The organism is Chryseobacterium nepalense, assembly GCF_023195755.1.
Lineage (GTDB): Bacteria > Bacteroidota > Bacteroidia > Flavobacteriales > Weeksellaceae > Chryseobacterium > Chryseobacterium nepalense.
The window spans coordinates 170757-192477 of the sequence record NZ_CP096203.1 but is presented as its reverse complement, the minus strand read 5'-3'; the positions used below and the strand labels follow the sequence as shown (position 1 = coordinate 192477).

General features: G+C 37.5%; 20 protein-coding genes. 12 read left to right on the top strand and 8 right to left on the bottom strand.

Features of this window, described 5'->3' with window-relative positions:
- Window positions 1-22: 22 nt before the first annotated feature.
- From M0D58_RS00790 to M0D58_RS00780, 3 genes are read right to left on the bottom strand one after another with little or no spacing between them, the layout of a single operon-like run.
- Window positions 23-1345, bottom strand: coding sequence for a rhamnogalacturonan acetylesterase (locus tag M0D58_RS00790; protein WP_248392767.1), 1323 nt, complete (start codon window positions 1343-1345; stop codon window positions 23-25).
- A 2-nt stretch (window positions 1346-1347) separates the two neighbouring features.
- Complete coding sequence (locus M0D58_RS00785) at window positions 1348-4203, bottom strand: glycoside hydrolase family 2 protein (RefSeq protein WP_248392766.1); 2856 nt, start codon at window positions 4201-4203, stop codon at window positions 1348-1350.
- A complete protein-coding gene (locus M0D58_RS00780; RefSeq protein ID WP_248392765.1) occupies window positions 4203-5579 on the bottom strand; it encodes a rhamnogalacturonidase in 1377 nt (458 codons plus the stop codon). The genes M0D58_RS00785 and M0D58_RS00780 overlap by 1 nt, the downstream gene beginning before the upstream one ends.
- Before the next feature lie 250 nt (window positions 5580-5829).
- Here M0D58_RS00780 and M0D58_RS00775 point away from each other — a divergent pair, with 250 nt between their 5' ends.
- From M0D58_RS00775 to M0D58_RS00730, 10 genes are all read left to right on the top strand, one after another.
- Window positions 5830-6654, top strand: a complete 825-nt coding sequence (locus M0D58_RS00775; protein ID WP_248392764.1) for a class I SAM-dependent methyltransferase — start codon at window positions 5830-5832, stop codon at window positions 6652-6654.
- A gap of 300 nt (window positions 6655-6954) precedes the next feature.
- Window positions 6955-8052, top strand: a complete 1098-nt coding sequence (locus M0D58_RS00770) for a glycosyltransferase family 1 protein (protein WP_248392763.1) — start codon at window positions 6955-6957, stop codon at window positions 8050-8052.
- Window positions 8045-9145 (top strand): UDP-galactopyranose mutase, encoded by a 1101-nt coding sequence (glf, locus tag M0D58_RS00765; RefSeq protein ID WP_248392762.1) that lies wholly within the window; start codon window positions 8045-8047, stop codon window positions 9143-9145. The genes M0D58_RS00770 and glf overlap by 8 nt, the downstream gene beginning before the upstream one ends.
- Window positions 9132-10328, top strand: a complete 1197-nt coding sequence (locus M0D58_RS00760; RefSeq protein WP_248392750.1) for a hypothetical protein — start codon at window positions 9132-9134, stop codon at window positions 10326-10328. The genes glf and M0D58_RS00760 overlap by 14 nt, the downstream gene beginning before the upstream one ends.
- A gap of 386 nt (window positions 10329-10714) precedes the next feature.
- Window positions 10715-11305 carry a TetR/AcrR family transcriptional regulator gene (locus M0D58_RS00755; protein ID WP_248392748.1) on the top strand — a complete coding sequence of 197 codons (591 nt, stop codon included), beginning with the start codon at window positions 10715-10717 and terminating at the stop codon, window positions 11303-11305.
- A gap of 67 nt (window positions 11306-11372) precedes the next feature.
- Entirely contained in the window at window positions 11373-11831 is a 459-nt protein-coding gene (locus M0D58_RS00750; protein ID WP_248392746.1) for a hypothetical protein, read from the top strand.
- Between the two features lies 1 nt (window position 11832).
- Entirely contained in the window at window positions 11833-12135 is a 303-nt protein-coding gene (locus M0D58_RS00745) for a DUF3817 domain-containing protein (protein ID WP_248392744.1), read from the top strand.
- On the top strand, window positions 12132-12497 hold the full coding sequence (locus M0D58_RS00740; protein WP_248392739.1) for a rhodanese-like domain-containing protein: 366 nt from the start codon (window positions 12132-12134) through the stop codon (window positions 12495-12497). Before M0D58_RS00745 ends, M0D58_RS00740 begins: the two co-directional genes overlap by 4 nt.
- A gap of 214 nt (window positions 12498-12711) precedes the next feature.
- Window positions 12712-13710, top strand: a complete 999-nt coding sequence (locus M0D58_RS00735; RefSeq protein ID WP_248392737.1) for a glycosyltransferase family 9 protein — start codon at window positions 12712-12714, stop codon at window positions 13708-13710.
- Between the two features lie 26 nt (window positions 13711-13736).
- A complete protein-coding gene (locus M0D58_RS00730) occupies window positions 13737-14543 on the top strand; it encodes a lipopolysaccharide kinase InaA family protein (protein WP_248392735.1) in 807 nt (268 codons plus the stop codon).
- Between the two features lie 17 nt (window positions 14544-14560).
- Here the strand turns inward: M0D58_RS00730 and M0D58_RS18135 are convergent, their stop codons facing one another.
- From M0D58_RS18135 to M0D58_RS00715, 4 genes are all read right to left on the bottom strand, one after another.
- Window positions 14561-14806 (bottom strand): helix-turn-helix domain-containing protein, encoded by a 246-nt coding sequence (locus M0D58_RS18135; RefSeq protein ID WP_345892707.1) that lies wholly within the window; start codon window positions 14804-14806, stop codon window positions 14561-14563.
- Window positions 14769-15389, bottom strand: coding sequence for a hypothetical protein (locus M0D58_RS00725; RefSeq protein ID WP_345892706.1), 621 nt, complete (start codon window positions 15387-15389; stop codon window positions 14769-14771). Before M0D58_RS00725 ends, M0D58_RS18135 begins: the two co-directional genes overlap by 38 nt.
- A gap of 58 nt (window positions 15390-15447) precedes the next feature.
- Complete coding sequence (locus M0D58_RS00720; protein WP_248392733.1) at window positions 15448-16224, bottom strand: SDR family NAD(P)-dependent oxidoreductase; 777 nt, start codon at window positions 16222-16224, stop codon at window positions 15448-15450.
- A 331-nt stretch (window positions 16225-16555) separates the two neighbouring features.
- The gene (locus tag M0D58_RS00715) at window positions 16556-19051 is read right to left on the bottom strand and encodes a PAS domain S-box protein (RefSeq protein ID WP_248392731.1); all 2496 of its coding nucleotides are present in this window, start codon (window positions 19049-19051) and stop codon (window positions 16556-16558) included.
- Between the two features lie 316 nt (window positions 19052-19367).
- Here M0D58_RS00715 and M0D58_RS00710 point away from each other — a divergent pair, with 316 nt between their 5' ends.
- Window positions 19368-19928, top strand: coding sequence for a dual specificity protein phosphatase family protein (locus M0D58_RS00710; RefSeq protein ID WP_248392724.1), 561 nt, complete (start codon window positions 19368-19370; stop codon window positions 19926-19928).
- 94 nt (window positions 19929-20022) lie between these two features.
- Here M0D58_RS00710 and M0D58_RS00705 read toward each other — a convergent pair whose 3' ends face one another.
- Window positions 20023-21138, bottom strand: a complete 1116-nt coding sequence (locus M0D58_RS00705; protein ID WP_248392722.1) for an alkene reductase — start codon at window positions 21136-21138, stop codon at window positions 20023-20025.
- Between the two features lie 141 nt (window positions 21139-21279).
- Here M0D58_RS00705 and M0D58_RS00700 point away from each other — a divergent pair, with 141 nt between their 5' ends.
- Window positions 21280-21696, top strand: a complete 417-nt coding sequence (locus tag M0D58_RS00700) for a winged helix-turn-helix transcriptional regulator (protein ID WP_248392720.1) — start codon at window positions 21280-21282, stop codon at window positions 21694-21696.
- Window positions 21697-21721 lie beyond the last annotated feature (25 nt).

Genomic DNA, 21721 nt, shown 5'->3' with positions numbered 1-21721 from the left:
ATTTTTATTAGTGTTTATCCAATCAATTTCCATCAGGTTTTAAAGATTCCATAAAAACAGATTCCGGCCAGTGGAATTTCTCGACATCATCGGGTTTATTGGGGTTAAAATTTCTGAAATTATTTGAAATATATTTCTTCAAAGGTAAATTTTGGTCAACGATTGACTTTACAACACATTGTGCTAATTCGTAAGCTCCATATGGATTAAAATGGGTATCATCTGCCAAAGCATTTTGTTGATTAGGATAAGCATTTGCGGGATAATATACGAATGCTTTCTTAGAATTCTCCGGTCCCATCGCTTCAAACAAAGTCTTGCTCATTGCATTTAAATCAATTAAATTCACATTTTCTTCTTTCGCAATTTCCCTCATCGCATCCGGAAAATCATCTAATGTATTGACGATTTTATTGTTTTCATCAAAAACTCTGCGGTTCATTGAGGTTACTAAAACCGGAACTGCGCCCAATTGTCTGGCTTTTTGAATCCATTCTTTTAATCTTTTTCGGTAACCGGATTTTGTGCTGTTTCCTGCTTTTTGGTCGTTGTGTCCAAATTGGATGAATAAATAATCTCCGGATTTTAATTGAGTCCAGATTTTATCGATTCGATGGCGGTCTTCAAAGGCTTTTAGAGTTTCTCCACTTTCTGCGTAATTCGCAATGACCACTTCATTCGGAACGAAAAAGCAAGGCAACATTTGTCCCCAGGAAGCCCAGGGTTCGTATTGCGCATCAACAACCGTTGAATCTCCCGTCAAATAAATAGTTTTCGCCGTTTTATTGGGCTGAATAATTACCGAACAAACTTTCGGGGCTTTATCATTAAATTCAATCGTCAACAGATTATCCCAATGCAGATATTTTCTTTCTCTTGGCTTCAATTTTACAATTCCAATGTTTTCACCGTTCTGGTTTCGGATGATACTGTCTTTAACGTGAACCGTAATTGTTTTTTCAACGACTTCACCTTGTCTTGTTTTAATATAATTCAACATTAATCTGCGGTTTTCTACACGAACTGTCGTTTCTGAACTTCCTTTTGTATCACCTAAGTTCAGTGTAATATTATAATTTCCATCAGGAATTGCCACCGAAAAATAGAAAGGTTTGTCGCTCGTGATAAAATCTCCTGTCAAAGCATTTCCACCATTGTCAACAGCTTTCAAACCGGAAATATCCATAAAACCATAGCCACTTTTCTTATCGAATTTGGAAGTTGAAGTGATAGGGATAAAGCCTTTTTCTATTCTGTTTCCGCCAAAATCAAACTTAAAGCTGGTTTGCTGTCCAAAATAAAATGAACAGATGCATAACACTAAAAATGAAACTATTTTCCTCATTATTAATCTGTTAAAATATTTTCTTTTGGCATTGTAAACTGTTTATTTTCATCGCCTAAATCCGGCAAACCAAAATAGAAATATAAGGTTCTTTTAAACGTTCCGTTCAAATGATTGGTTTCGCTTTCTGGTCCTAGAGTGGACGTGTCATTATTAACATTAAATGCCAGAACCGTTCCCAATGGCGGAATTGCATCGAGGAAAGAAATATTTCCGCTTGGTAATTTTGGGTAACCTTCCGCTCCGTAAATTCCGTAAAAATCGAAGAGTCTGATGAACATTTTTTCTTCTTTGGTCCCTACCGTTATTTTGCCTTCTGCGGTATCCAATTGCAGCCACGAAACATCATCAAAATAGCCTTTGAATTCAGGATAAATCCACGGTGATTGTCCGGTTCTTGTTGAGTTTTTTAAGTTTTTCCAAACATTGTAAGTCTGTCCCTGTAAACGGTTTTTCCAAACGTGATAAGGTCCTTTTCCGAGCCATTTTGAGTTGATGACATAATTTTCTGGATAATCAAAACTTACCCCTGCAAACTGATAATCCCCCGACAATGAATATTCATAATTCAATTCTAAAATACCGTTTGGATTGAGTGTCCAAATGATTTTATTTCCGTTTTTATAATTGATTTCAATCAGTTGATTCTGTCCTTCTGCAAAAGATTTTATGGAAGATAATTCCATTGTTCCGTTCACGAAAACCGGTCCGTTTTTGAAGGTCATTTTCTTTCCTTTTTTGTCGACAATGACGGATTTTAATAATCCGTCTTTTTTACCAATGGCAAATTCTTTTTCGTCCGATTTTAAAATAAATAAAGAATCATTTTCTACAACTGAAACCTGATTTTCTTTAATCAAAGATTTTGAAAACTGTTTCGAAATTTCATCATTAGACTTCAATTTCCAGGTCCAAGTGTAGATTTCTTTTCCGAAAGAATCGATTGCGGTTAATAGTAATCCTTCGTTTTCTCTCCAGTTTGGAGGAAGATTGAGATTGATATTTCCTTTTTCTGTCGGTTGAATATTCGGAGATTCTGCTTTGCCTGTTTTAACAATATCAAAACCTGATTCAGAAGAAAATGGTGTTTTGAATTTCACTAATTTCCATTCAAGCTGGCAATCTTTTAAATTTGTAAAATGATAACGGTTTTCTACAGGAATGATTCCGTTAAAATCATTAGGTAACGATTTCAAATCAATTTTTACAGGACTGTAAATTTCACGGATGGCGTAAAAACTTCCTTCTTTTTCCCGATGTGGCCCTAAAACTCCGTCAGGTGCATTGATGGCGTTGACATCAATCTGGTTATTAAAATCCGTCCGCATCAAACCTTCATCCACAAAAGCCCACAGAAAACCGCCCGCTCCTTTTTTGGAATTCCAGTGAAGTTCCCAGTAATCGGCAAGAGAAGTTCCGCCACCACCATCATCCTGAGCGTGAAGAAACTCGGTCGGCATATAAATATTTTCGCCTTCGAGAATTTTTTTTGTGCTGTAATAATCTTCGTAATGATTGCAGTCGATTCCGTTGAAAGCATTTCCTGGCTTGTGATGCGCGTGAATGACAGGACGGTTTGACAGGTCATATTTTGCAAATTCGGCATCCAAATCAAAATTATGTCCGCCCTCATTTCCGTTGCTCCAGAAAATAATCGAAGGATGATTTGCATCTCTCGTCACCATTTCTTTCACGAGCTTTTTCCCAACTTCGGTGCTGTATTTTTTTTGCCAACCTGCCAATTCATCCAGAACATATAAACCTAAAGAATCACAAATTTTCAGGAACGATTTATTTGGCGGATAATGAGAGCAACGAACGGCATTCATATTCATTTCTTTGATGAGCTGAACGTCCATTAAATCGATATTTCTCGTGACTGCTCTACCCGTTTCAGGCCACCAAACGTGACGGTTGATGCCTTTCATTTTGATTTTGGTTCCGTTGATGAAAATTCCGTCGCCTTTACGGATTTCAATGGTTCGGAAACCAAATTTTTCTTCAGCTTGAAAAATCGTTTTTTTGCTTTTATTTAAAGTATATCTAGCTCTATATAAATTCGGGGTTTCCGCCGTCCAGAGTTTTGGATTTTTAACAGAAAACTGAATCTGTTTTAAAGTATCTCCTTTTTGAATCTGAACCTGAGATTCACCAACTAAATTATTTTTAACATCAAATAATTCAACTTTTACATTGTTAGCAGAATTAATTCCTTTTAAATTAATATTTGAACGAAAACTTCCATCTGCTTTTGCATCAATTGACACTGATAAAATATGTTCTTTTGGAGTCGCTTCCAGATAAACCGGTCGAAAAATTCCGCCTAAAATCCAATAATCTGCCAACCGTTCTGCGTTGTTGACCGATTTATCAGCAGACATTTTGGAAACTTTAACTTCTAAAACATTCTCTTTTCCGAACTGAATTTTATCGGAAATATCATATTTAAATTCATAAAAAGCGCCCTGATGAATTTCTCCGGCTAATTTTCCGTTGATTTTTACTTCGGTATCGGTCATTGAACCTTCAAAAACGATATTGATTGATTTTCCTTTCCAGGAATTTGGAACGTTGAATTTATACTTGTATAAACCTGTTTCGTCGTGAAACTTAAAATTTCTCCCGTAAGTAACATAATCCCTGCCGTAATTGTAAGAACCAAAACCCTGCTGTTCCCATTGCGAAGGCACCTGAATTTTGTTCCAGCTTCCTGATTTTCGTCCACCAGTTATCCAAAAATCCCATTCTTTGGTATGCTCAGAATCTGTCCCGCTCAGGAATTGAATTTCCTTAGATTGCGAATGCAGAAACTGTGAGCAAAAGCATAAAAGAACGAATATTTTGGAATAAAAACTCATTATTTTGCAGCAGTATCGGAGTCGTCTTTTTTATCGTAAGTCTGGCTAAGAGAAGCAACTTTGGTGATGTTAACTTTGGTCTGTTTCAAATTCTTGATAGCCTTTAAATTCTGTTCTTCAGGCTTTAACGCTCTGATTTTCAAATTTTCAAACGTAAAATCTTTCAATTCATACAAATCTGAAGCTTCAACTGAAAATGCAGTTTCGCAATCGATGTCAATATTTTTCAAGACGATATTATTTGCCAATCTCCTTTTCGGCGCTTCTTCTCCTTTCAAATCAAAAAACTGATTCCAGCCTTTTACATATAAGAATGTTTTTACATTTCCTTTGATATTATCCAAAGTAATGTATTCATAATGTTGAGGCGTATCGGGACGCATTTTCAAGTGTAATAATCTTGAAGCATCCTTCACGGTAGAATTTCTGAAAATGATATTGTAATTATGAATCGATTCGCTTCCGCAAGTGAGCGCAGAATGACAGAAGCCGAACGTATTGTCTTCGATAATAATATTTCTGTTTTCGCCATTATTCGGGTCAACATCTGCCTTCGGACCTTTTCCGCCTTTCAAAGCAATCGCATCGTCATTGACTGACATATAGCAATTTTTAACCAGGAAATTTGAACACGCATCGATATCGATTGCATCTGTACTAGGCGCTTTTACCGGAGCTTTAGGCGCAAGAATCGTGAGATTTAATAATTTTACGAATTGAGATTTATAATAATGCGTGCTCCAGAAGGGCGAATTCTTAACGGTAATTCCTTCAATCTGTACGTTTTTGGAGTTTGAAATGTAGATGATCCTAGGTCGCATTTCATCCATATTGGTGCATTTGGGATTCCATTCGCGTCTTTTCCAGAATGATTTCCAAAATCTCAATCCGTTTCCGTCAAGCGTTCCTTTTCCTGAAATCGTGAAACCGTCTAACCCGTCTGCATTAATTAAAGCAGGAAAATATTTTACAGTCTGACCTTCCATTCTGGTTGTCACGACAGGAAAATCGTTGATATCATCGCTTCCTTTTAGTTTTGCACCATTTTCTAAATATAAATGTGTTCCTTGTTTAAAGAAAACTGAACTGATGAGGAAAGTTCCTTTCGGAATGATGATGACTCCACCTCCGTTTTTCGCAGCCAAATCAATAATTTCCTGAAGTTTTTTGGTCTGAAGAATGGTACTATCGTTCTTCATTCCGTTTTCAGTAATGATGTATTTTTTGCCTAAAGTATTGATGTCGGTTGGTTTGTTTTCTTTGAACCATTTCGGGATAGCAGTTCCATCCGGAAATTTTTCCTGGCTTTTTAATCCGGAAAAGAAAAAGAGAAAAGAAAAAGAAAATAGAAGCTTTGATATGTTTTGAATTGTCATAACCGGTTTTGTATTGCTAATAAACGAAAATAAAAATATAGTTTTTGAGCATCCGGAGCATCCTGTCCTTACCTGTCAGTCAATTTTCACATCTATAATATTATTATAATAATTATAACCGATTGAAAATTTCTTTATCTTTATCCCATTAAAATTGTTTCATAAATATCATACAGACGCATCCTTGCGTTTCAGCCAGCTTATTCTGAGCCGGCTCATTACTCTTATTATTAATTTTAATGAAACAATTATGAAGTTTATAGATTCATCTATAGATCAATTCTATACACAAAGTCAGGAAGAATTGAGGCTCTCCGTAGGTTTGGGACCTCTCGAATTCGAACGCAATAAAATATTAATCAGCCGTTATCTTATTCCATCAGATAAAATTGCTGATATTGGCGGTGGCCCGGGACATTATGCGCAGTGGCTGGCTGGTCTAGGTCACGATGTTACGCTAATTGATCCGGTTAAAAAGCATATCAATCAGGCTAAAAAGCGTTCTGCAAAAAACTTTTTCAATTGCCTGCAGGGAGAAGCACGCCACCTTCCGCTTGATGATGCAAGCCAGGATCTGATCATTATGCATGGTCCTTTGTATCATTTACAGGAGGAGGAAGACCGAATTGCAGCACTGCGTGAAGCCGGCCGTAAACTTAAAAAAAACGGAATCATATTAGGTTTTGCAATTACGCATTCGGCATCTGCTGTTGCTGCTCTTCACAGCGGACTTATTTATCAGAATGAGATATGTGCCATGTGTGCTGAAGAACTTTCTTCGGGAATCCATGAACCGCCATCCGGATTTCCGTTTATGCTGCCAAAAGGGTTTTACCACCGTCCTTCAGAATTAATTGCAGAGTTCAGCACCGCAGGTTTTGAAACGATTGATCTTTTACCCGTGGAAGGTATGGCCTGGCTCGACGGTAATTTTTTTCAAAATTGGGCAGACCCTTTAAAACGCAGTCAGCTTCTGAGATTAATTCAAATGACTGAAAAAGACCGCGAATTGCTTTGTTTCAGCCCACACATTATGTTAGCGGCAAAGTTAAATGCTGATAGTTGCCTGTTTTAATTATTACAATTATGCAACAGATCATAAAAATGAAGATGGAAACGCAGTATTTTTGAGATGTACTACCTTGTTTTTACACATATCCTACACTCCTTTTTAAAGGGGTGTTTTTTCTTTTTAGAAAACCATTTTTGTACATGATTTTCCGTGATTTAGAATTTGCATAAATAGTTGTTATCAGCAGCAAAATCAATCCAGTTGCCGTATAAAATTATAAAATAAACTTCTTTATTTATGACTGCGGTCATGAATCTCACACTTTTTTAAGAGTAGCTTTATGAATACATAATATAACATCTAATGCAAAATATTCTATGCTTCAGCCACCTCCGGTGGAATTTCGTATTTCAACGACCTCAACATTTACTTACCCGTTTCGCAAAACAATATAATGTTTTTTATTTTGAAGAACCTAAAACAGGCCCCGATTCGTATGAACTAACACAACAAAATGGGGTTTCAGTAGTGGTTATTTATTTAGAAGACCATCATTCTGACTTTAAAAAGCGTATGGCCAGACAAATTGATAATTTCCTTAAAGATCATAATATCCGGGAATACCTGTGCTGGTACTATACCCCGATGGCATTGGAATATACTTCGCATCTTACCCCTAAAATTACGGTCTATGATTCTATGGATGAGCTTTCTGCATTCCGTTTTGCTCCTCCCCGGTTACTGGAATATGAAGAAGAACTTTTTAATAAGGCCGATATTGTTTTTACCGGTGGTTACAGCCTTTATGAAGCCAAAAAAGAAAGACATCATAACATCCATCCTTTTCCGAGCAGTATTGATAAGGAACATTTCCAAAAGGCACGGCTCAATATGACAGATCAGCCCGATCAGCAAGAAATCCCTCATCCAAGGTTTGGTTTTTTCGGGGTTATTGATGAAAGGTTTGATACGGATTTGTTATATCTGGTTTCACAGAAAAAACCCGACTGGCATTTTGTGATGATTGGGCCTGTTGTAAAAATAGATCCGGCAGAACTTCCACAAGCCCCGAATATTCATTATTTAGGACCTAAAAAATATGAAGAACTTCCAAATTATATCAGTCATTGGGATATTGCGCTGGTTTTATTTGCCATTAATGAATCAACAGAATTTATCAGCCCTACCAAAACTCCGGAATATCTTGCTGCCGGTCTCCCTGTAATTTCCAGCCCGATAAAGGATATTGTAAGAACGTATGGTGAAGAAAACCTTGTATATATTACCAAGAATGCGGAATCCTTTATTGCTTCCGGAGAAGAGGAACTTCAAAAAAAATCCCGCACGGAATGGTTATTGAAAGTTGACGAATTCCTTGCTGATGATTCCTGGGACAATACTTTTGAAAAAATGTGCCTGTTAATCGATACGGTTAAAGAAAAAAACGGAATCCATGTATGATTTTCTGATAATCGGCTGCGGGTTTGCGGGAGCAGTACTTGCCGAACGCCTTGCAAAGCAGGGGAAAAAAGTTCTTATTGTAGACAAAAGAGACCATATTGCCGGAAACGCCTATGATCATTATAATGAAGACGGGATTATGATTCATAAATACGGGCCTCATATCTTCCACACAAATTCTGAAGAAGTTTTTAAATATCTTTCACAATTTACCGAATGGAGACCCTATGAACACAGGGTTTTAGCAAGTGTCGACGGGCAGCTTGTTCCTATTCCCATCAATCTTACTACCATTAATACACTTTATGGAAGCAAGCTTTCTTCTTCTGAAGTGAAAGAATTTCTGGCCTCAAAAGCTGAAGCCAGAAAGCAGGTTTTAACTTCGGAAGATGTCGTAATTAATGCCGTGGGAAAAGAGTTATATGAAAAATTTTTTCGTGGATATACCAAAAAACAGTGGAATCTTGATCCTTCAGAACTGGATGCATCGGTTACAGCCAGAGTGCCTACCAGAACCAACAGCGACGACCGCTATTTTACCGACACTTTCCAGGCAATGCCTAAAAACGGTTATACTGAAATGTTCAGAAAGATGCTGTCACATCCCAATATTCACATTATGCTGAATACTAATTACAAGGACATCGTAAATCTGATTCCGCACCAAAAGCTGATCTTTACAGGACCTGTAGACAGTTATTTTGATTTCCGTTTCGGTAAACTGCCTTACCGGTCTATCAATTTCGAGTTTGAAACTCTCGATCAACATCAATATCAGGTTACAGGTACGATTAATTATCCTACATCCAACCTTTACACCAGAATTACTGAATTTAAACACCTTACCGGTCAGAAGCATTCTAAAACAACCATTGTATACGAATATCCAACCGGTGAAGGAGATCCTTATTATCCTATTCCCAGAAAAGAAAATCAGGAAATTTACAATCAGTATAGAAAACTGGCTGATGAAATGCCGGATGTTTACTTTACGGGACGTCTGGGCACTTATAAATATTATAATATGGATCAGGTGGTTGCTCAATCGCTGGCATTGTTTCGAAAAATCATAAAAGAAAATGACAGTCAGTAAGTCAGTTTCAGGAAATCCTTTTCGCTCTTTCATTATGGGAGGGTTTGAATGTGCAGATCATCAGAATGCATTTGGAGAAAGGATTGATCTTATTGTATTAACGGGTCACGACCGGTTGATTAATGAAGACTATAAACGACTCCGTGAAATCGATATTACGACAGTGAGAGAAGGAATCCGCTGGAGCCATGTAGAAAAAAAACCTTTCGTGTATGACTGGACTCAGGTGGAGGACCTAATAATTCATGCACATAAACATGATATTCAGGTAGTTTGGGACATCTGCCATTTTGGTTTTCCGGATGATCTCACGCCTTTACATCCTATGTTTGCGCGTCGTTTTGCCCACCTCTGCAGGGCTTTTGTTAAGAAATACAGGAGCCTTGTTCCGGATGGAGCACTTATCATTACCCCAATTAATGAAGTCAGTTTTTTATCCTGGCTGGGCGGGGAAGTAAAAGGAACCAGTCCGTATTGCATCAACCAGGGATGGGAAGTAAAATACATGCTGATGAAAGCTTATATAGAAGGTATAGAAATGATGAAAGAGGCAGATCCTTCTGTAAGAATTATGGTTACCGAACCGCTTGTCCATATTTCGGCATCAGATTCGTCTGATCCGGATTTATGTTTTGCAGCACAGGAAAAACATCAGGAACAGTTTCAGGTCTTAGATATATTGAGTGGAAAGATGTGCCCTGAACTTCGGGGAAAAGAAGAATATCTTGATATTATCGGCGTCAATTTTTATTTTAACAATCAATGGACGCTCAATGAGCATCAATCCATTCCCTGGGATTGCGATCCGCCAAATCCGATATGGAGAAGCCTGAGTTCCCTTGTGGAAGAAGTATATCTGCAATACAAAAGGCCTGTTGTCATTTCAGAAACCAGCATTCCGGAGCATAAAAGGTATTCCTGGCTAAAAATGATTCATAAAGAATGTATCAAAATCATTAAAAAAGAAATTCCTTTATATGGATGCTGCATTTACCCGATTATTGACCGACCCGATTGGGATTTTCCTGAAATATGGCATCACAGCGGATTATGGGATATTCCGGATCCTTCCAATCTTCACCGGGAAATTCATCAGGAAAGCCTGGTTGCGTTAAATGAATTCAGATTTAATCTTTTGACATTACTTTTACCAGAAGAAATTGTTATTACTGAAGAAAGTTAAATTTACGATTCATCAATAACAGCTACTTATATACATAATTCGAATACGGCCAGCTATGCCATTAGACTACAATTACGGTTCTTTGCAATTTATAATATAACCCGTTGTGCATTTTGAATTATTGTTTTTCGAAAATAAGTGACACGCCTTTGTTTAGCTTTATAATCGGTATTTTTTTATAATTCTTTGGATAATCTTGCGCTTTTTTATCGATAGGAAAGACAAATTTTTAAAATAAATCTTTATTTTTTAAGATAATAATGGAATTTCATTTAATAAAGAAAGACAAAGATTTAATTATCATTCACTTGGCGGTATCTGCAAAATGCAAAGGCTAATAATATAATAAATTTGTTACTTTGCAAACATACCAGTTAGTACACTTTATGAAAAAATCACAGGAGACCAGACTGCATATTCTTCAAACCGCTTTTATCCTAATCTATAGCAAAGGCTACCAAACCACAAGCATTGATGAGATTATTGCAAAGACAAAGGTGACGAAAGGCGCTTTCTATTATCACTTTAAGACCAAGGACGAAATGGGGCTGGCTATTCTGAATGAATTATTGCGTCCTAATTTTTCAGCAAACTTTATAGAACCTCTGAAAAGTTCGGAAAATGCACTGGAAAAAATCTACGATCTCGTTTACCATATCCTGATGGAGGATTCTTTTATGACCGTTGAAAGCGGATGCCCCGCCTCAAATTTCACCCAGGAGATGGCACCCTGGAATATTGAATTTACCAAAACTTTGAATGAACTTTCCAAACAATGGGAACAGGCCATCACAGAAGCAGTGGAGCGAAGCAAAAAAAATGGCCTGGTAAAACCTGAAGTTGATCCCCGGGAAATTGCTGTGTTTGTAATGTCTGGATATTGGGGAGTGAGAAATTTAGGCAAACTGGAAAATTCCAAAGAGGTATATCTGGTATTTCTGAACGGACTCAAATCCTATTTTAACAGCTTAAAATAATTTTCCTAAAAAAACATACCAGTTAGTATGTTTTTGTTATATCTTTGTTGCATCTTAAAAATGTGACATGTATCAGACTTTGACTTTTTTACATTCTTTGTTTCGCTGGCTGGTTCTTTTAAGCCTTGTATATTCAATTTTCAAAGCCTGTAAAGGGTATTTTTTAAATCTGGAATTCTCAAAAATAGTGGATTCTTTAAGACACTGGACTGCTACAGTTGTTCATGTTCAGCTGGTATTAGGAATTATATTATATTCCAAAAGTCCGACAGTCAAATATTTCTGGAAAAATTTCAATGAAGCCAAAGCATCGTTTGATATCCTTTTTTTCGGACTGATCCATATTGCACTGATGCTTTTCTCAATTGTTCTGATTACCATTGGCTCCGCTCTTGCAAAAAGAAAATCTACCGATAAGGAAAAGTTTGCCATAATGCTTATCTATTTCAGTATCGCATTGATTATTATACTATTGGCTATTCCGTGGCCGTTTTCTCCTCTTGCTCAAAGACCTTATATACGATAATATGATCAATTTATTTAAAACCAGGATCGGAAGATTAAGAATAATCGCCATCCTTGAAGGGATTTCGCTGTTGGTACTTGTTTTCATCGCTGTGCCATTAAAGTATGCATTCAACAATCCAGCAATAGTAAAAGTAATGGGACCTGTTCACGGTTCATTATTTCTTCTGTTTTTGTTTAATACATTAAGTGTAGGTGTCGAACAGCAATGGAAATTTAAACAAATCACGTGGAAAGTGCTTTTGGCCTGCATGATTCCTTTCGGAACATTCTATATTGACAGAAAAATTTTAAGCAAAATATGAAAAAGGCGGTTATATTTTTGGGAATTGTTCTCACGGTATATATAATTTATAGGATTTATAAATTTCAGACTTTGGACAACGGATTGGATCAACTGATCAAAAACGGGGCGGTAATCCTTGATGTGAGAACAGAAAAAGAATTCAGCACCGGACATATCCCAGGCTCAAGGAATATTTCTTTAGGTACGATTAGAGAACGGTATATCGAACTTGATCCCGACAAAACCTACATTACCGTATGTTCTCATGGCTTAAGAAGTGTAAAAGCCGAAAGTATTTTAAAAGAAAGAGGCTTCAAAAATGTGTATAACGGAGGAGCGTGGAGCGATTTGATGAATACTATTGGTAACAGTAAAGACTGAATGTATAAAGCAAAAATTAGAGTTATCTAATAATCAGCATTATAATCAGTGTCATGCAATACAATAAATGCCTATTACCTTTATAGACAATTACTATCGGAAATCCGAATAACATAGAAAATACATTAGTATTTATCAGTAAATTGTGCACTATTTTAAATACTATTTTTTCATGAAAATACCGAAGGGAATTAACAAGGTTAGGAGGTCATTAATGAGAAATCTAACAAAAAATATTGGGAAGTCCGGTTTAAAAAAATCTGAAAAAAACGATATTAAAATAAAAAGAATTCTCATCACAAGACCTAATCACCGTCTTGGAAATCTGCTGCTTCTAAGCCCACTGGTACAGGAAGTAATCAATACATTCCCCGAAAGTAAAATTGATCTTTTTGTAAAAGGACAAATCACTCCTATTATTTATAAAAATTATACAAATATTGACAAAATTATCCAGCTTCCGAAAAAACCGTTCAGCAATATTTTTAAATATCTGAAAGGCTGGATGTCACTGCGTACAAAAAAGTATGATTTGGTTATTAATGCTAATTTTGGGTCATCTTCAGGAAGAATATCCACCTTAGCAGCCAATTCCAGATACAAGATGTTTGGCGAATTTGATGAAAAATACTTACAGGAATTTAATGATTATCAGCATTCTGCAAAACAGAGTATTTATGACTTAAGACATTTTTTATCTGAACTGGGAGTTCCGGAAAATAAGAATGACATTCCCTTTCTTGATATTAAACTGGATGCCGAAGAAATAGAAGCCGGGAAAAAGAAACTTTTTTCCATCACAAACAATGACAGACCTACGATCTGCCTGTTTACCAATGCTACGGGCGATAAATGCTATTCCGAACAATGGTGGTCCGATTTTTATAATACACTGAAAGAAACATTTCCCGATTATAATATTGTAGAACTTTTACCCGTTGAAAACATTTCCAAACTAAACTTTTCCATACCACATTTTTACAGTAAGGATATCAGAGAAATGGGCGGTTTTATGGCCAATACGGCAGTATTTATTGCAGCAGATAATGGCGTAATGCATCTTGCCAGTGCAAGCGGGACACCAACGGTGGGTTTATTTATGGTAACTGATGAAAATCTTTACAAACCTTATAACCCAAAAAGTTTCTCTGTAAATACGCAGCATACGACGAACGAAGATATTATGCGTTTACTGCGTACAACCGTAGGATAGAATTACACAAACTAAAAATATATGATATGAAATTGATTTTTGCTGAAGGTTTATCTCAATATAAAGATGATATTCTATCAACTTTGAAGAAGTTTAAAAGCGAAGGAACATTAATTGGTAATGGTTCCCGAAATGTGATTAAGGTTTTCGATGTCAATGGAATGCATCTCAATTTTAAGTCCTTCAAACAACATAATATTATCAACAGGCACGTTTACAAATTTTACCGTAAATCTAAAGCACACCGTTCATTCGAGTATGCTCATATGCTCATCAGCAAGAATTACCATACTCCCCGTCCCGTTGCCTACCTAGAAAACCATGATTTTATCGGATTGACATCCAGCTATTACATCAGTGAACAACTGGAGGATGTCTGGACGCTTGACCGTGTTCTTCATGATCAGTCTTTTACCGATCGCGAAAAGATTATAAAAGAATATGCACGACTAATGTTTCGTCTGCATAACGACGGAATTCAGTTTCTTGATAATTCACCAAATAATTTCCTGATCCGTAAGGAAGACAGCCACTATTCAATTTACCTGGTTGATCTTAACAGAATGAATTTTTACGATTCTATTGATCTGAACAAAAGACTTAACAATTTTGCACGGCTTACCAACAATTCTGAGGTTATTGAAATTATTGCCGAAGAATATGCCAAATTGTATGGCAGTTCAAAGGATGAATGCATGAAAAAAATTAAGGAAGCTGCGCAGAGACAGGTTACCAGACGAAAAATAAAGAAAGTACTTAAGTTTTACAAATACCTCATCCCGAATATGGTTATTTTCTATTTAAACGATCCCGACTTATTTTTAAGTATTTAAAAAAATATATAAATAAACTAAGAGATATTTTTACGAAACTCTACGGGAGAAAGGCCTGTCTGCACCCTGAACATTTTGCTGAATGACTGCGGATGCTCGAAACCCAGTTCATACGCAATTTCTCCTACCGTCAAATCAGTGGAAGTTAATCTTTCCTTGGCTTTTTCGGTGAGTTTTTCCCGGATATACTGTTGTGTGCTTTTCCCGATCACGGAACGTAAAACATCACTCAGATACCCGGGCGAAATGCTGAATAATATCATTATTCATTACTTTTCGTGTAATGAACTGGCGTTTATAAAACCTGTTGACATAGCTCAAAAGCAATTCCAGCTGTGCAATGACAACCTCCTGACTGAATTCATCCACGCGGCTGTTCAGCTCCTGTTCCATAATCTTGTAAATGGAAAGAATGATTCCTTTTTCAGAATCCGAAAGATGCAGCGCTTCATTCCACGAATAGGAAAAATAGGCATACTGCTTAATTTTCCTGGCCAAAGGATAACCCAGCAGAAAATCAGGATGAATCAGTAAAATATAACAGTACGTTTCACTGTTGTAATCAGTGCTTCCTACCAGCTGATTCGGTGCCAGGAACAGCATGCTTCCTTCATTATAGTCGTAATAATTCCGACCGTACTTCAGCCTTCCTTTATTTCTGGTGATGAAAGTTATTTTATAAAAACTCAGAATATCGTAAATCGGCGCCATTTCCGTATTAAAAGGATGGTCTTTATGGAAATGCACAAGACTGATGAGCGGATGCTGCGGTGCAGGCAACCCGAATGCCTTATGGCTTTCCGATATCGAAATAAAACGAACCAGTTTATCCTCTTTATTTTTCATGCGATAAATGTATAAAAAAACCTATGATCAGTGATCACAGGTTTACTATATTAAAATATTACCACGGAAGAACATGATCTTTACCGCTGAAACCGGCAGGGCCGGTGAAACTGCCGTTCGGAAGATCTTCGGCCAAAGCCACACGGATCGGTTCCTTTGAACCTTCCTCTACAGAATCAGTTCCCTGGAAATTATTAAGCGCCGTAGCCGTAAATCCCGGACTTACCAGATGGACTTTAATATTCGTATGCTCCAGGTCTATCGCCAGTGAAAGAAAAATGCCGTTGAGTGCGGTCTTGGAAGCACCGTAAACTGCGTCAAAATTTCCCCTGTATGGATTTTCCGGATTGGCATTGATCCCAAGAGATCCTAATGCACTTGAAACTGTTACAATACGTGCACTTGAAGCTTTATGCAATAACGGTAAAAAAGCCTGCGTTAAAGCCAGAGTTCCGAAAACATTGGTGTCCCAAACAGTTTTCAGTTCATTAATTGGTGCAATGCTGGCACGCTGTGAACCCAGAACTTCCTCCATCGTTCGGCCTGCCTTTCCAATATGTGAGATTGCCGCATTATTCACCAGGAGCGTTAAGTAGCCATATTGATTCGCTACAGTTTCCACTACCCTTCTGATCGATTCCGAATCCGTAATGTCCAGCTGAATAGCTTTTGCATTTTCACCCAATTCGGACACCGCTGCTTTTCCTTTTTGTAAATCACGTGAACCGACATAAACAATGTATCCGTTTTTCACAAGAGCTTTCGCGATCTGAAAACCTACCCCTGTATTGGCACCCGATACCAGTGCCACTTTACTTTCTTCTCTATTGTCCATTTTCAATTATTTTAAATTTATATTGCAAAGATGCGCCCGTAAAAAATAACAGATGTATCCAAATTGAGGAAATGTGAAGCCGGATTGAGGTTATTTAAAAAAATTAACGATCAGAAAAACCTTTATTGCATTATAGAGCTTACATACCAACGAAAAAGGCTGTCTTCATCAGACAGCCTTTGTTATTAATTTGTTTTAATCTTAATCTTTAATAATTTTTCTGCTGATTGCTAATGACTGTCCGAGGATCTGTGTAAGCATACTACGCAAACTTCGGCTACCTCAGCAAAAATGAAATTTTTAACTTTTATAAAATTTAGAAAAATTAGCTTTAATCATTCTGATCCTCATCCGGTAGCGTAAACCAGAATGTACTTCCCATACCTTCTTCACTTTCAACGCCAATCTTTCCGCCATGGCGTTCAATAATATCCGCGCTGATATAGAGTCCTAACCCAAGGCCGGAAGCCTGTATACCATTCGGATCCACCCGATAATACCGTTCAAAAAGATAAGGTAATTTTTCAGCAGGTATGCCCGGACCGGTATCCCTTACTGAAACTTTCACCGAATAAATGTCCTTTTCGATGGTCAGGAATATCTGTCTGCTTTTAGGTGCATATTTAATGGCATTATTGATGAAATTAATAACAACCTGCTGGATCCTGTTTTCATCTGCCACAATTTCCAGGTTTTTTTCACCTTCTACCAATAACTCATGAGTTCCCAGATGGATCACATGAGAACAGCACTCGTCTACCATATGAGCAAAGTTGAATTTCTTTTTGTTTAACATCACCTTGCCTTCATTTATTCTGGTTACATTTAGCAGTTCTTCCACCAGCTCGGAAATCTTTTCCATGCTTTTGTTGGACTGATCAATTAATCTTGGAAGCAGAGCCGTAGGATTTGTCTTCATTCTTTCAAGAAGCTGTAAAGAAGCCTTAAGACTGGTAAGCGGTGTTTTAAGTTCATGGCTGGCAATTGAGATAAAATCATCCTTCTGCTGCTGAATTTGTTTTAAAGCCGTAATATCCATTACGGTGCCCAGAAGTTTTTCTGCATTACCCTGGTTATCATAATGTACATTCCCCTGTAAACGAATCCATTTTATCACATTATTAGCAAGGACAATTCTGGCTTCATAAAAAAGTTTTCCTGTTTTTCGGGCAGTAGCATGAGCCTCATCACTGAGATGGGTATCCAAAGGATGGAAACTGGTGAGTACTTCTGCTCTTGAAACAGGGCTTGTAACACCAAATATTTCATCAAAACGCCTGGAGCCAATTACCGATTGTTCTGCATATCTGAACTCGTAAGTTCCGATTTCCGATGCTTCAATGGCAAGACGGTTACGTTCTTCAATATCTTCAATCTGTCTTCTCGCTATCACTTTTGCCGTCACATCATTTCCTACTACCATAATGGAAGTAACTATTCCTTTTAAGTCTTTAACAGGTTCGTAAACAAAGTCGATAAACATGATTTGATCTACTCCCTTCCGGTTCAGGACAAGTTCATGTTCCAATCCATGAAATGCGGTTCCGGTTTCGATTACCTGTTGCATAATCGGGGCATATACATCAGCAGCTTCCGCCACACCATCCCAGATACTTCGCATTTCCAGCTGTTCTCTGGATTTGCCCACCAATTCCAGGTAACCGTCATTCACTTCAATAACCAAAAGATCTTCTGCACGGATTACACAAATAGCAACCGGAGCCTGCCTGATAAGATTTCTAAAACGCGCCTCACTGAGGAGCAGCTCTTCATTAGATTCTGCAAGTTCTTCATTGGTTGCTGCAAGCTCTTCATTAAGCGCTGTAAATTCTTCATTAGAAGCAGCCAACTCTTCATTCATATCCTGCAGCTGCTGTTCACTCAGTTTCATTGGGGTGATATCTACACAGGAACTTATATATCCTGCAAATTTACCATCGGAAAGAAACCTTGGTGTTCCTTTTTTTAGCAGCCAGTGATAAGATCCGTCGGATCCCAGAAGCCTCATTTCAGCACTGTAAGAAATCCTTTGTACAAATGCCTGCTGATGAATGTTTAAAAACTTTTGTTTATCCAGAGGATGAATAAGATCATACCAACCCATCTCCAGCAGCTGATGTGCATTACGTCCGCTAAGTGTGGACCATGCTTTATTAAAATAGATCAGTTTCCCTGTTTCATCACGTACAGCTATCAGAATATCTGTATTGTCGGCCATAGACCTGAAGCGCTCTTCACTTTCCACTAACGCCTTTACCCTATCTTCTACCATCTGTTCAAGCTCAGTATTCATACGGGAGAGTTCTTCCCTGCTTGCTTCAAGTTCTTCATTAACTGCGCTTAATTCTTCATTTGCTGCCGCGAGCTGTTCATTCAAAGATTGCTCACGGATGAGCAGCTGTTTATTTTGGCTGGCCTCTTCCAGTTCAAGTCTGTTCAGATAGCGTTCAGTGACATCAGTAGCAGTATGTAAAATTGCTATTACGCGGCCATTTTCGTCTTTCACGGCCCGGTATTCAAAATCAAAGTAGTAGGTACTTATCACTCCGTCAACTAATAGATCTGCAGGAGTATCATTTCCCGAAATCGTTATACCTTCACGCCAAACCCTTGCAAACATTTCAATAAAGGGCTGGCCTGAGAGTTCGGGCATTGCTTCTTCCAGGCTTTTCCCGATGACTTCCGGACCGCGGCCCCAAATGGCCAACATAGCTTTATTTGCAAATTCTATCCTCGCATTTTCACCAACATGCACCGCAGTGGCAGTATTGATGAAAGAAAATATGTGAGTGAGTTGTTCAAAATTTAGTGATAACGAGTCCTTCATTGTTCCATATTGGTTTCAATCACGAAAATACAAAAATAGAGAAAAAGACGAGCCTATATAGGGATTAAAAGTATACCACAAACAGTAAAAAACACAAAACATCACAAGCAAATTAACTTTACCTTGAAATATCAGGTGAAAATTATCACGGTCTAACATTTTCCGCGTTAATTATTTACTTCTTATCAAAAAAATCATGAAAATTTCTTACATGATGTAAAGTCCGGATATTTAATTATAAGATAGTATCTTAGCAACCATAAATTTCAAAATTTGACAACTTCAGCCTATGAGCAGAATTTTTAAATCTAAAAAGATGAAAATTGCAATTATTTCATTGATTACGGTATTGTTCCTTGGTTTAGCTTTTGCTTTTTATCAGAAAAAAATTCGCTACAATCTGGTAACGATCTCGGAAAATAAAGTTTATAATTCCGGTGTTATTCCTCCGGATAAACTGCCTGATGTTATCAATGATCATCATATAAAAACCATTATCGATTTACGTGACGGTGCAGAACAGACAGAACTTAATCCTGAAACTAAAAAGCAGGTCAATACTGAAGCGGCCGCAGCGGGAAAGATAGCAAATGTACATTATTTTAACCTTCCTACCGACCAGATTCCCCAAGACAGTACCGTGAAGAAGTTTTTAAAGATAATGGATGATCCCAAAAACTACCCTGTTCTGATTCATTGTCATCACGGGGTTGGACGTTCCCGTTTGTTTAGTTCAATTTACAGGATTGAATATGAACATTTCACCAATGAGCAGGCAAGAAAAAATGCCCGTTTCTTCTGGGAATTCAGCAATAATTTTTCAAAGAGTTCTGAAAAGGGTTTATTTCTAACGAATTATAAGAAAAGGAATCATTAATTAATGATTCCTTCTTCAAAAGATTTATTCATAATTAAATAGTTACAAATACTTCTCTCTAATAACATTTGCATTACTTTATTATTTATAATTCCTATTCAGTAATTAATGCTTTAGGATAGGTAATATATCCATTTTCCTCTCCGGTGTAATAAGTATCTCTGTCGCTTTGTGATAACGGTACATTATGCTTAAACCGTTCAACAAGATCCGGATTTGCAATAAAAGGTTCTCCAAAAGATACAAAATCCGCATTTCCTTCGCTTAGAATTTTATTTCCGCTTTCCTTGGAAAATCCCAGATTAGCCATGATTCTGCCTTTGTAATTGTTTCGAAAATGAGCGAAATAATCTTCCTGCAACTGATCTACGGGAGTACCTGATAAATCTTCAGCAGGCCCTACAATATGTACAAAAGCCAAATTATAAGAATCCAGTTTTTTCAAAATATATTTAAATAGCGGAATTGTTTCTTCGTCCGGCTGTACGATTCCCACATGACTTATCATTACCGGAGAAAATTTTATGGACACCCGGCTGCTGTCCCAGACTTCGATAATCGCATCCAGAATCTCAAAGATTATCCGGGCACGGTTTTCAAGACTTCCTCCATACTCGTCGGTACGCCTGTTGGTGGCAATACTAAGAAATTGCGGAATGAGCATACCGGCTATAGCATGCACCTCAACCCCATCAAAACCAGCTTCTTTTGCATTTTGAGCAGCTTTTTTATAATCCTGTATGGTACTGTGGATTTCTGCAGCTGTCATTTCGCGCGGCGTTACGGTATCTTTAAAACCTTCCGGCGTAAAAGACTGCGACTGTATATTCACTGGGGAAGGTCCCACAGGAAGCTCACCTTTCTGCAGATCAGGATGTGCTCCTGCACCAATATGTCCCAGTTGCGAAAAAATTACCCCCCCTTTATCATGCACAGCTTTCGTTACAGTTTTCCATCCTTCAACTTGTTCCTGGGTATAAATTCCCGGGACATTAATAAAGCCGATAGACTGTGGATTCACCCATGTTCCTTCTGATAAAATCAGTCCGGCAGAAGCCCGCTGCGCATAATATTCCGCCATTATCGGTGTAGGAATCAGCTCCGGATTAGTCGCCCTTCCGCGGGTAAGTGATGCCATTACTACTCTGTTTTTTAATTTCAGATCTCCTAATTGATATTCCTCTAAAAGAGGTGATAATGTATTTTCCATTTTTCTATTTAATGTTAATGACTGACAAATTTCGAGTAATGCGAACTAAAGAACAATAATGGATAAATTAAGACCCTGGTGATAAATTTATCCCTATGTACTTATTGGTTGATATGATGTATTTTTGTATAAATTTTTGTTATGTACGAAAGAAAGATTCCTCTTACCATTGACTGCGGGCTGCATCTTACCCGGGAAATACTCAACGGCAAATGGAAGCCTGCGATACTTAATGCAATTTCTATGAATATAAAACGTCCAAGTGAAATTGGAAGAACACTGCCTGACGCAACACGCCGGGTCCTGAGCGCACAGCTGAAAGAACTTGAAGAACACGGGATAATAGAAAAGAAAATCTATCCGCAGTTACCTCCTAAAGTAGAATATTCACTTAGCGAAATTGGCTGGTCTTTAATGCCCATCATTGATGCGATGAACATTTGGGGAGATCAGAACCGGGATTTTTTGGAGAAAGTTATTGCTAAAGATCCTAAAATTACGAAAATGTCAAAATCTCCCTGTGAACTCATTCGACGGGAAACCTCAGATGAAAAGTAATTTCAATATTATTATTTAGCCATGC

Coding starts and splice junctions, on each gene's coding strand:
- M0D58_RS00740 (WP_248392739.1), top strand. CDS start 12,132: ATGAAAAAGGCGGTTATATTTTTGGGAATTGTTCTCACGGTATATATA.
- M0D58_RS00730 (WP_248392735.1), top strand. CDS start 13,737: ATGAAATTGATTTTTGCTGAAGGTTTATCTCAATATAAAGATGATATT.
- M0D58_RS00745 (WP_248392744.1), top strand. CDS start 11,833: ATGATCAATTTATTTAAAACCAGGATCGGAAGATTAAGAATAATCGCC.
- M0D58_RS00700 (WP_248392720.1), top strand. CDS start 21,280: ATGTACGAAAGAAAGATTCCTCTTACCATTGACTGCGGGCTGCATCTT.
- M0D58_RS00785 (WP_248392766.1), bottom strand. CDS start 4,203: ATGAGTTTTTATTCCAAAATATTCGTTCTTTTATGCTTTTGCTCACAG.
- M0D58_RS18135 (WP_345892707.1), bottom strand. CDS start 14,806: ATGATATTATTCAGCATTTCGCCCGGGTATCTGAGTGATGTTTTACGT.
- M0D58_RS00705 (WP_248392722.1), bottom strand. CDS start 21,138: ATGGAAAATACATTATCACCTCTTTTAGAGGAATATCAATTAGGAGAT.
- M0D58_RS00750 (WP_248392746.1), top strand. CDS start 11,373: ATGTATCAGACTTTGACTTTTTTACATTCTTTGTTTCGCTGGCTGGTT.
- M0D58_RS00710 (WP_248392724.1), top strand. CDS start 19,368: ATGAAAATTGCAATTATTTCATTGATTACGGTATTGTTCCTTGGTTTA.
- M0D58_RS00780 (WP_248392765.1), bottom strand. CDS start 5,579: ATGACAATTCAAAACATATCAAAGCTTCTATTTTCTTTTTCTTTTCTC.
- M0D58_RS00715 (WP_248392731.1), bottom strand. CDS start 19,051: ATGAAGGACTCGTTATCACTAAATTTTGAACAACTCACTCACATATTT.
- M0D58_RS00735 (WP_248392737.1), top strand. CDS start 12,712: ATGAGAAATCTAACAAAAAATATTGGGAAGTCCGGTTTAAAAAAATCT.
- M0D58_RS00790 (WP_248392767.1), bottom strand. CDS start 1,345: ATGAGGAAAATAGTTTCATTTTTAGTGTTATGCATCTGTTCATTTTAT.
- M0D58_RS00755 (WP_248392748.1), top strand. CDS start 10,715: ATGAAAAAATCACAGGAGACCAGACTGCATATTCTTCAAACCGCTTTT.
- M0D58_RS00760 (WP_248392750.1), top strand. CDS start 9,132: ATGACAGTCAGTAAGTCAGTTTCAGGAAATCCTTTTCGCTCTTTCATT.
- M0D58_RS00725 (WP_345892706.1), bottom strand. CDS start 15,389: ATGAAAAATAAAGAGGATAAACTGGTTCGTTTTATTTCGATATCGGAA.
- M0D58_RS00720 (WP_248392733.1), bottom strand. CDS start 16,224: ATGGACAATAGAGAAGAAAGTAAAGTGGCACTGGTATCGGGTGCCAAT.
- M0D58_RS00775 (WP_248392764.1), top strand. CDS start 5,830: ATGAAGTTTATAGATTCATCTATAGATCAATTCTATACACAAAGTCAG.
- glf (WP_248392762.1), top strand. CDS start 8,045: ATGTATGATTTTCTGATAATCGGCTGCGGGTTTGCGGGAGCAGTACTT.
- M0D58_RS00770 (WP_248392763.1), top strand. CDS start 6,955: ATGCAAAATATTCTATGCTTCAGCCACCTCCGGTGGAATTTCGTATTT.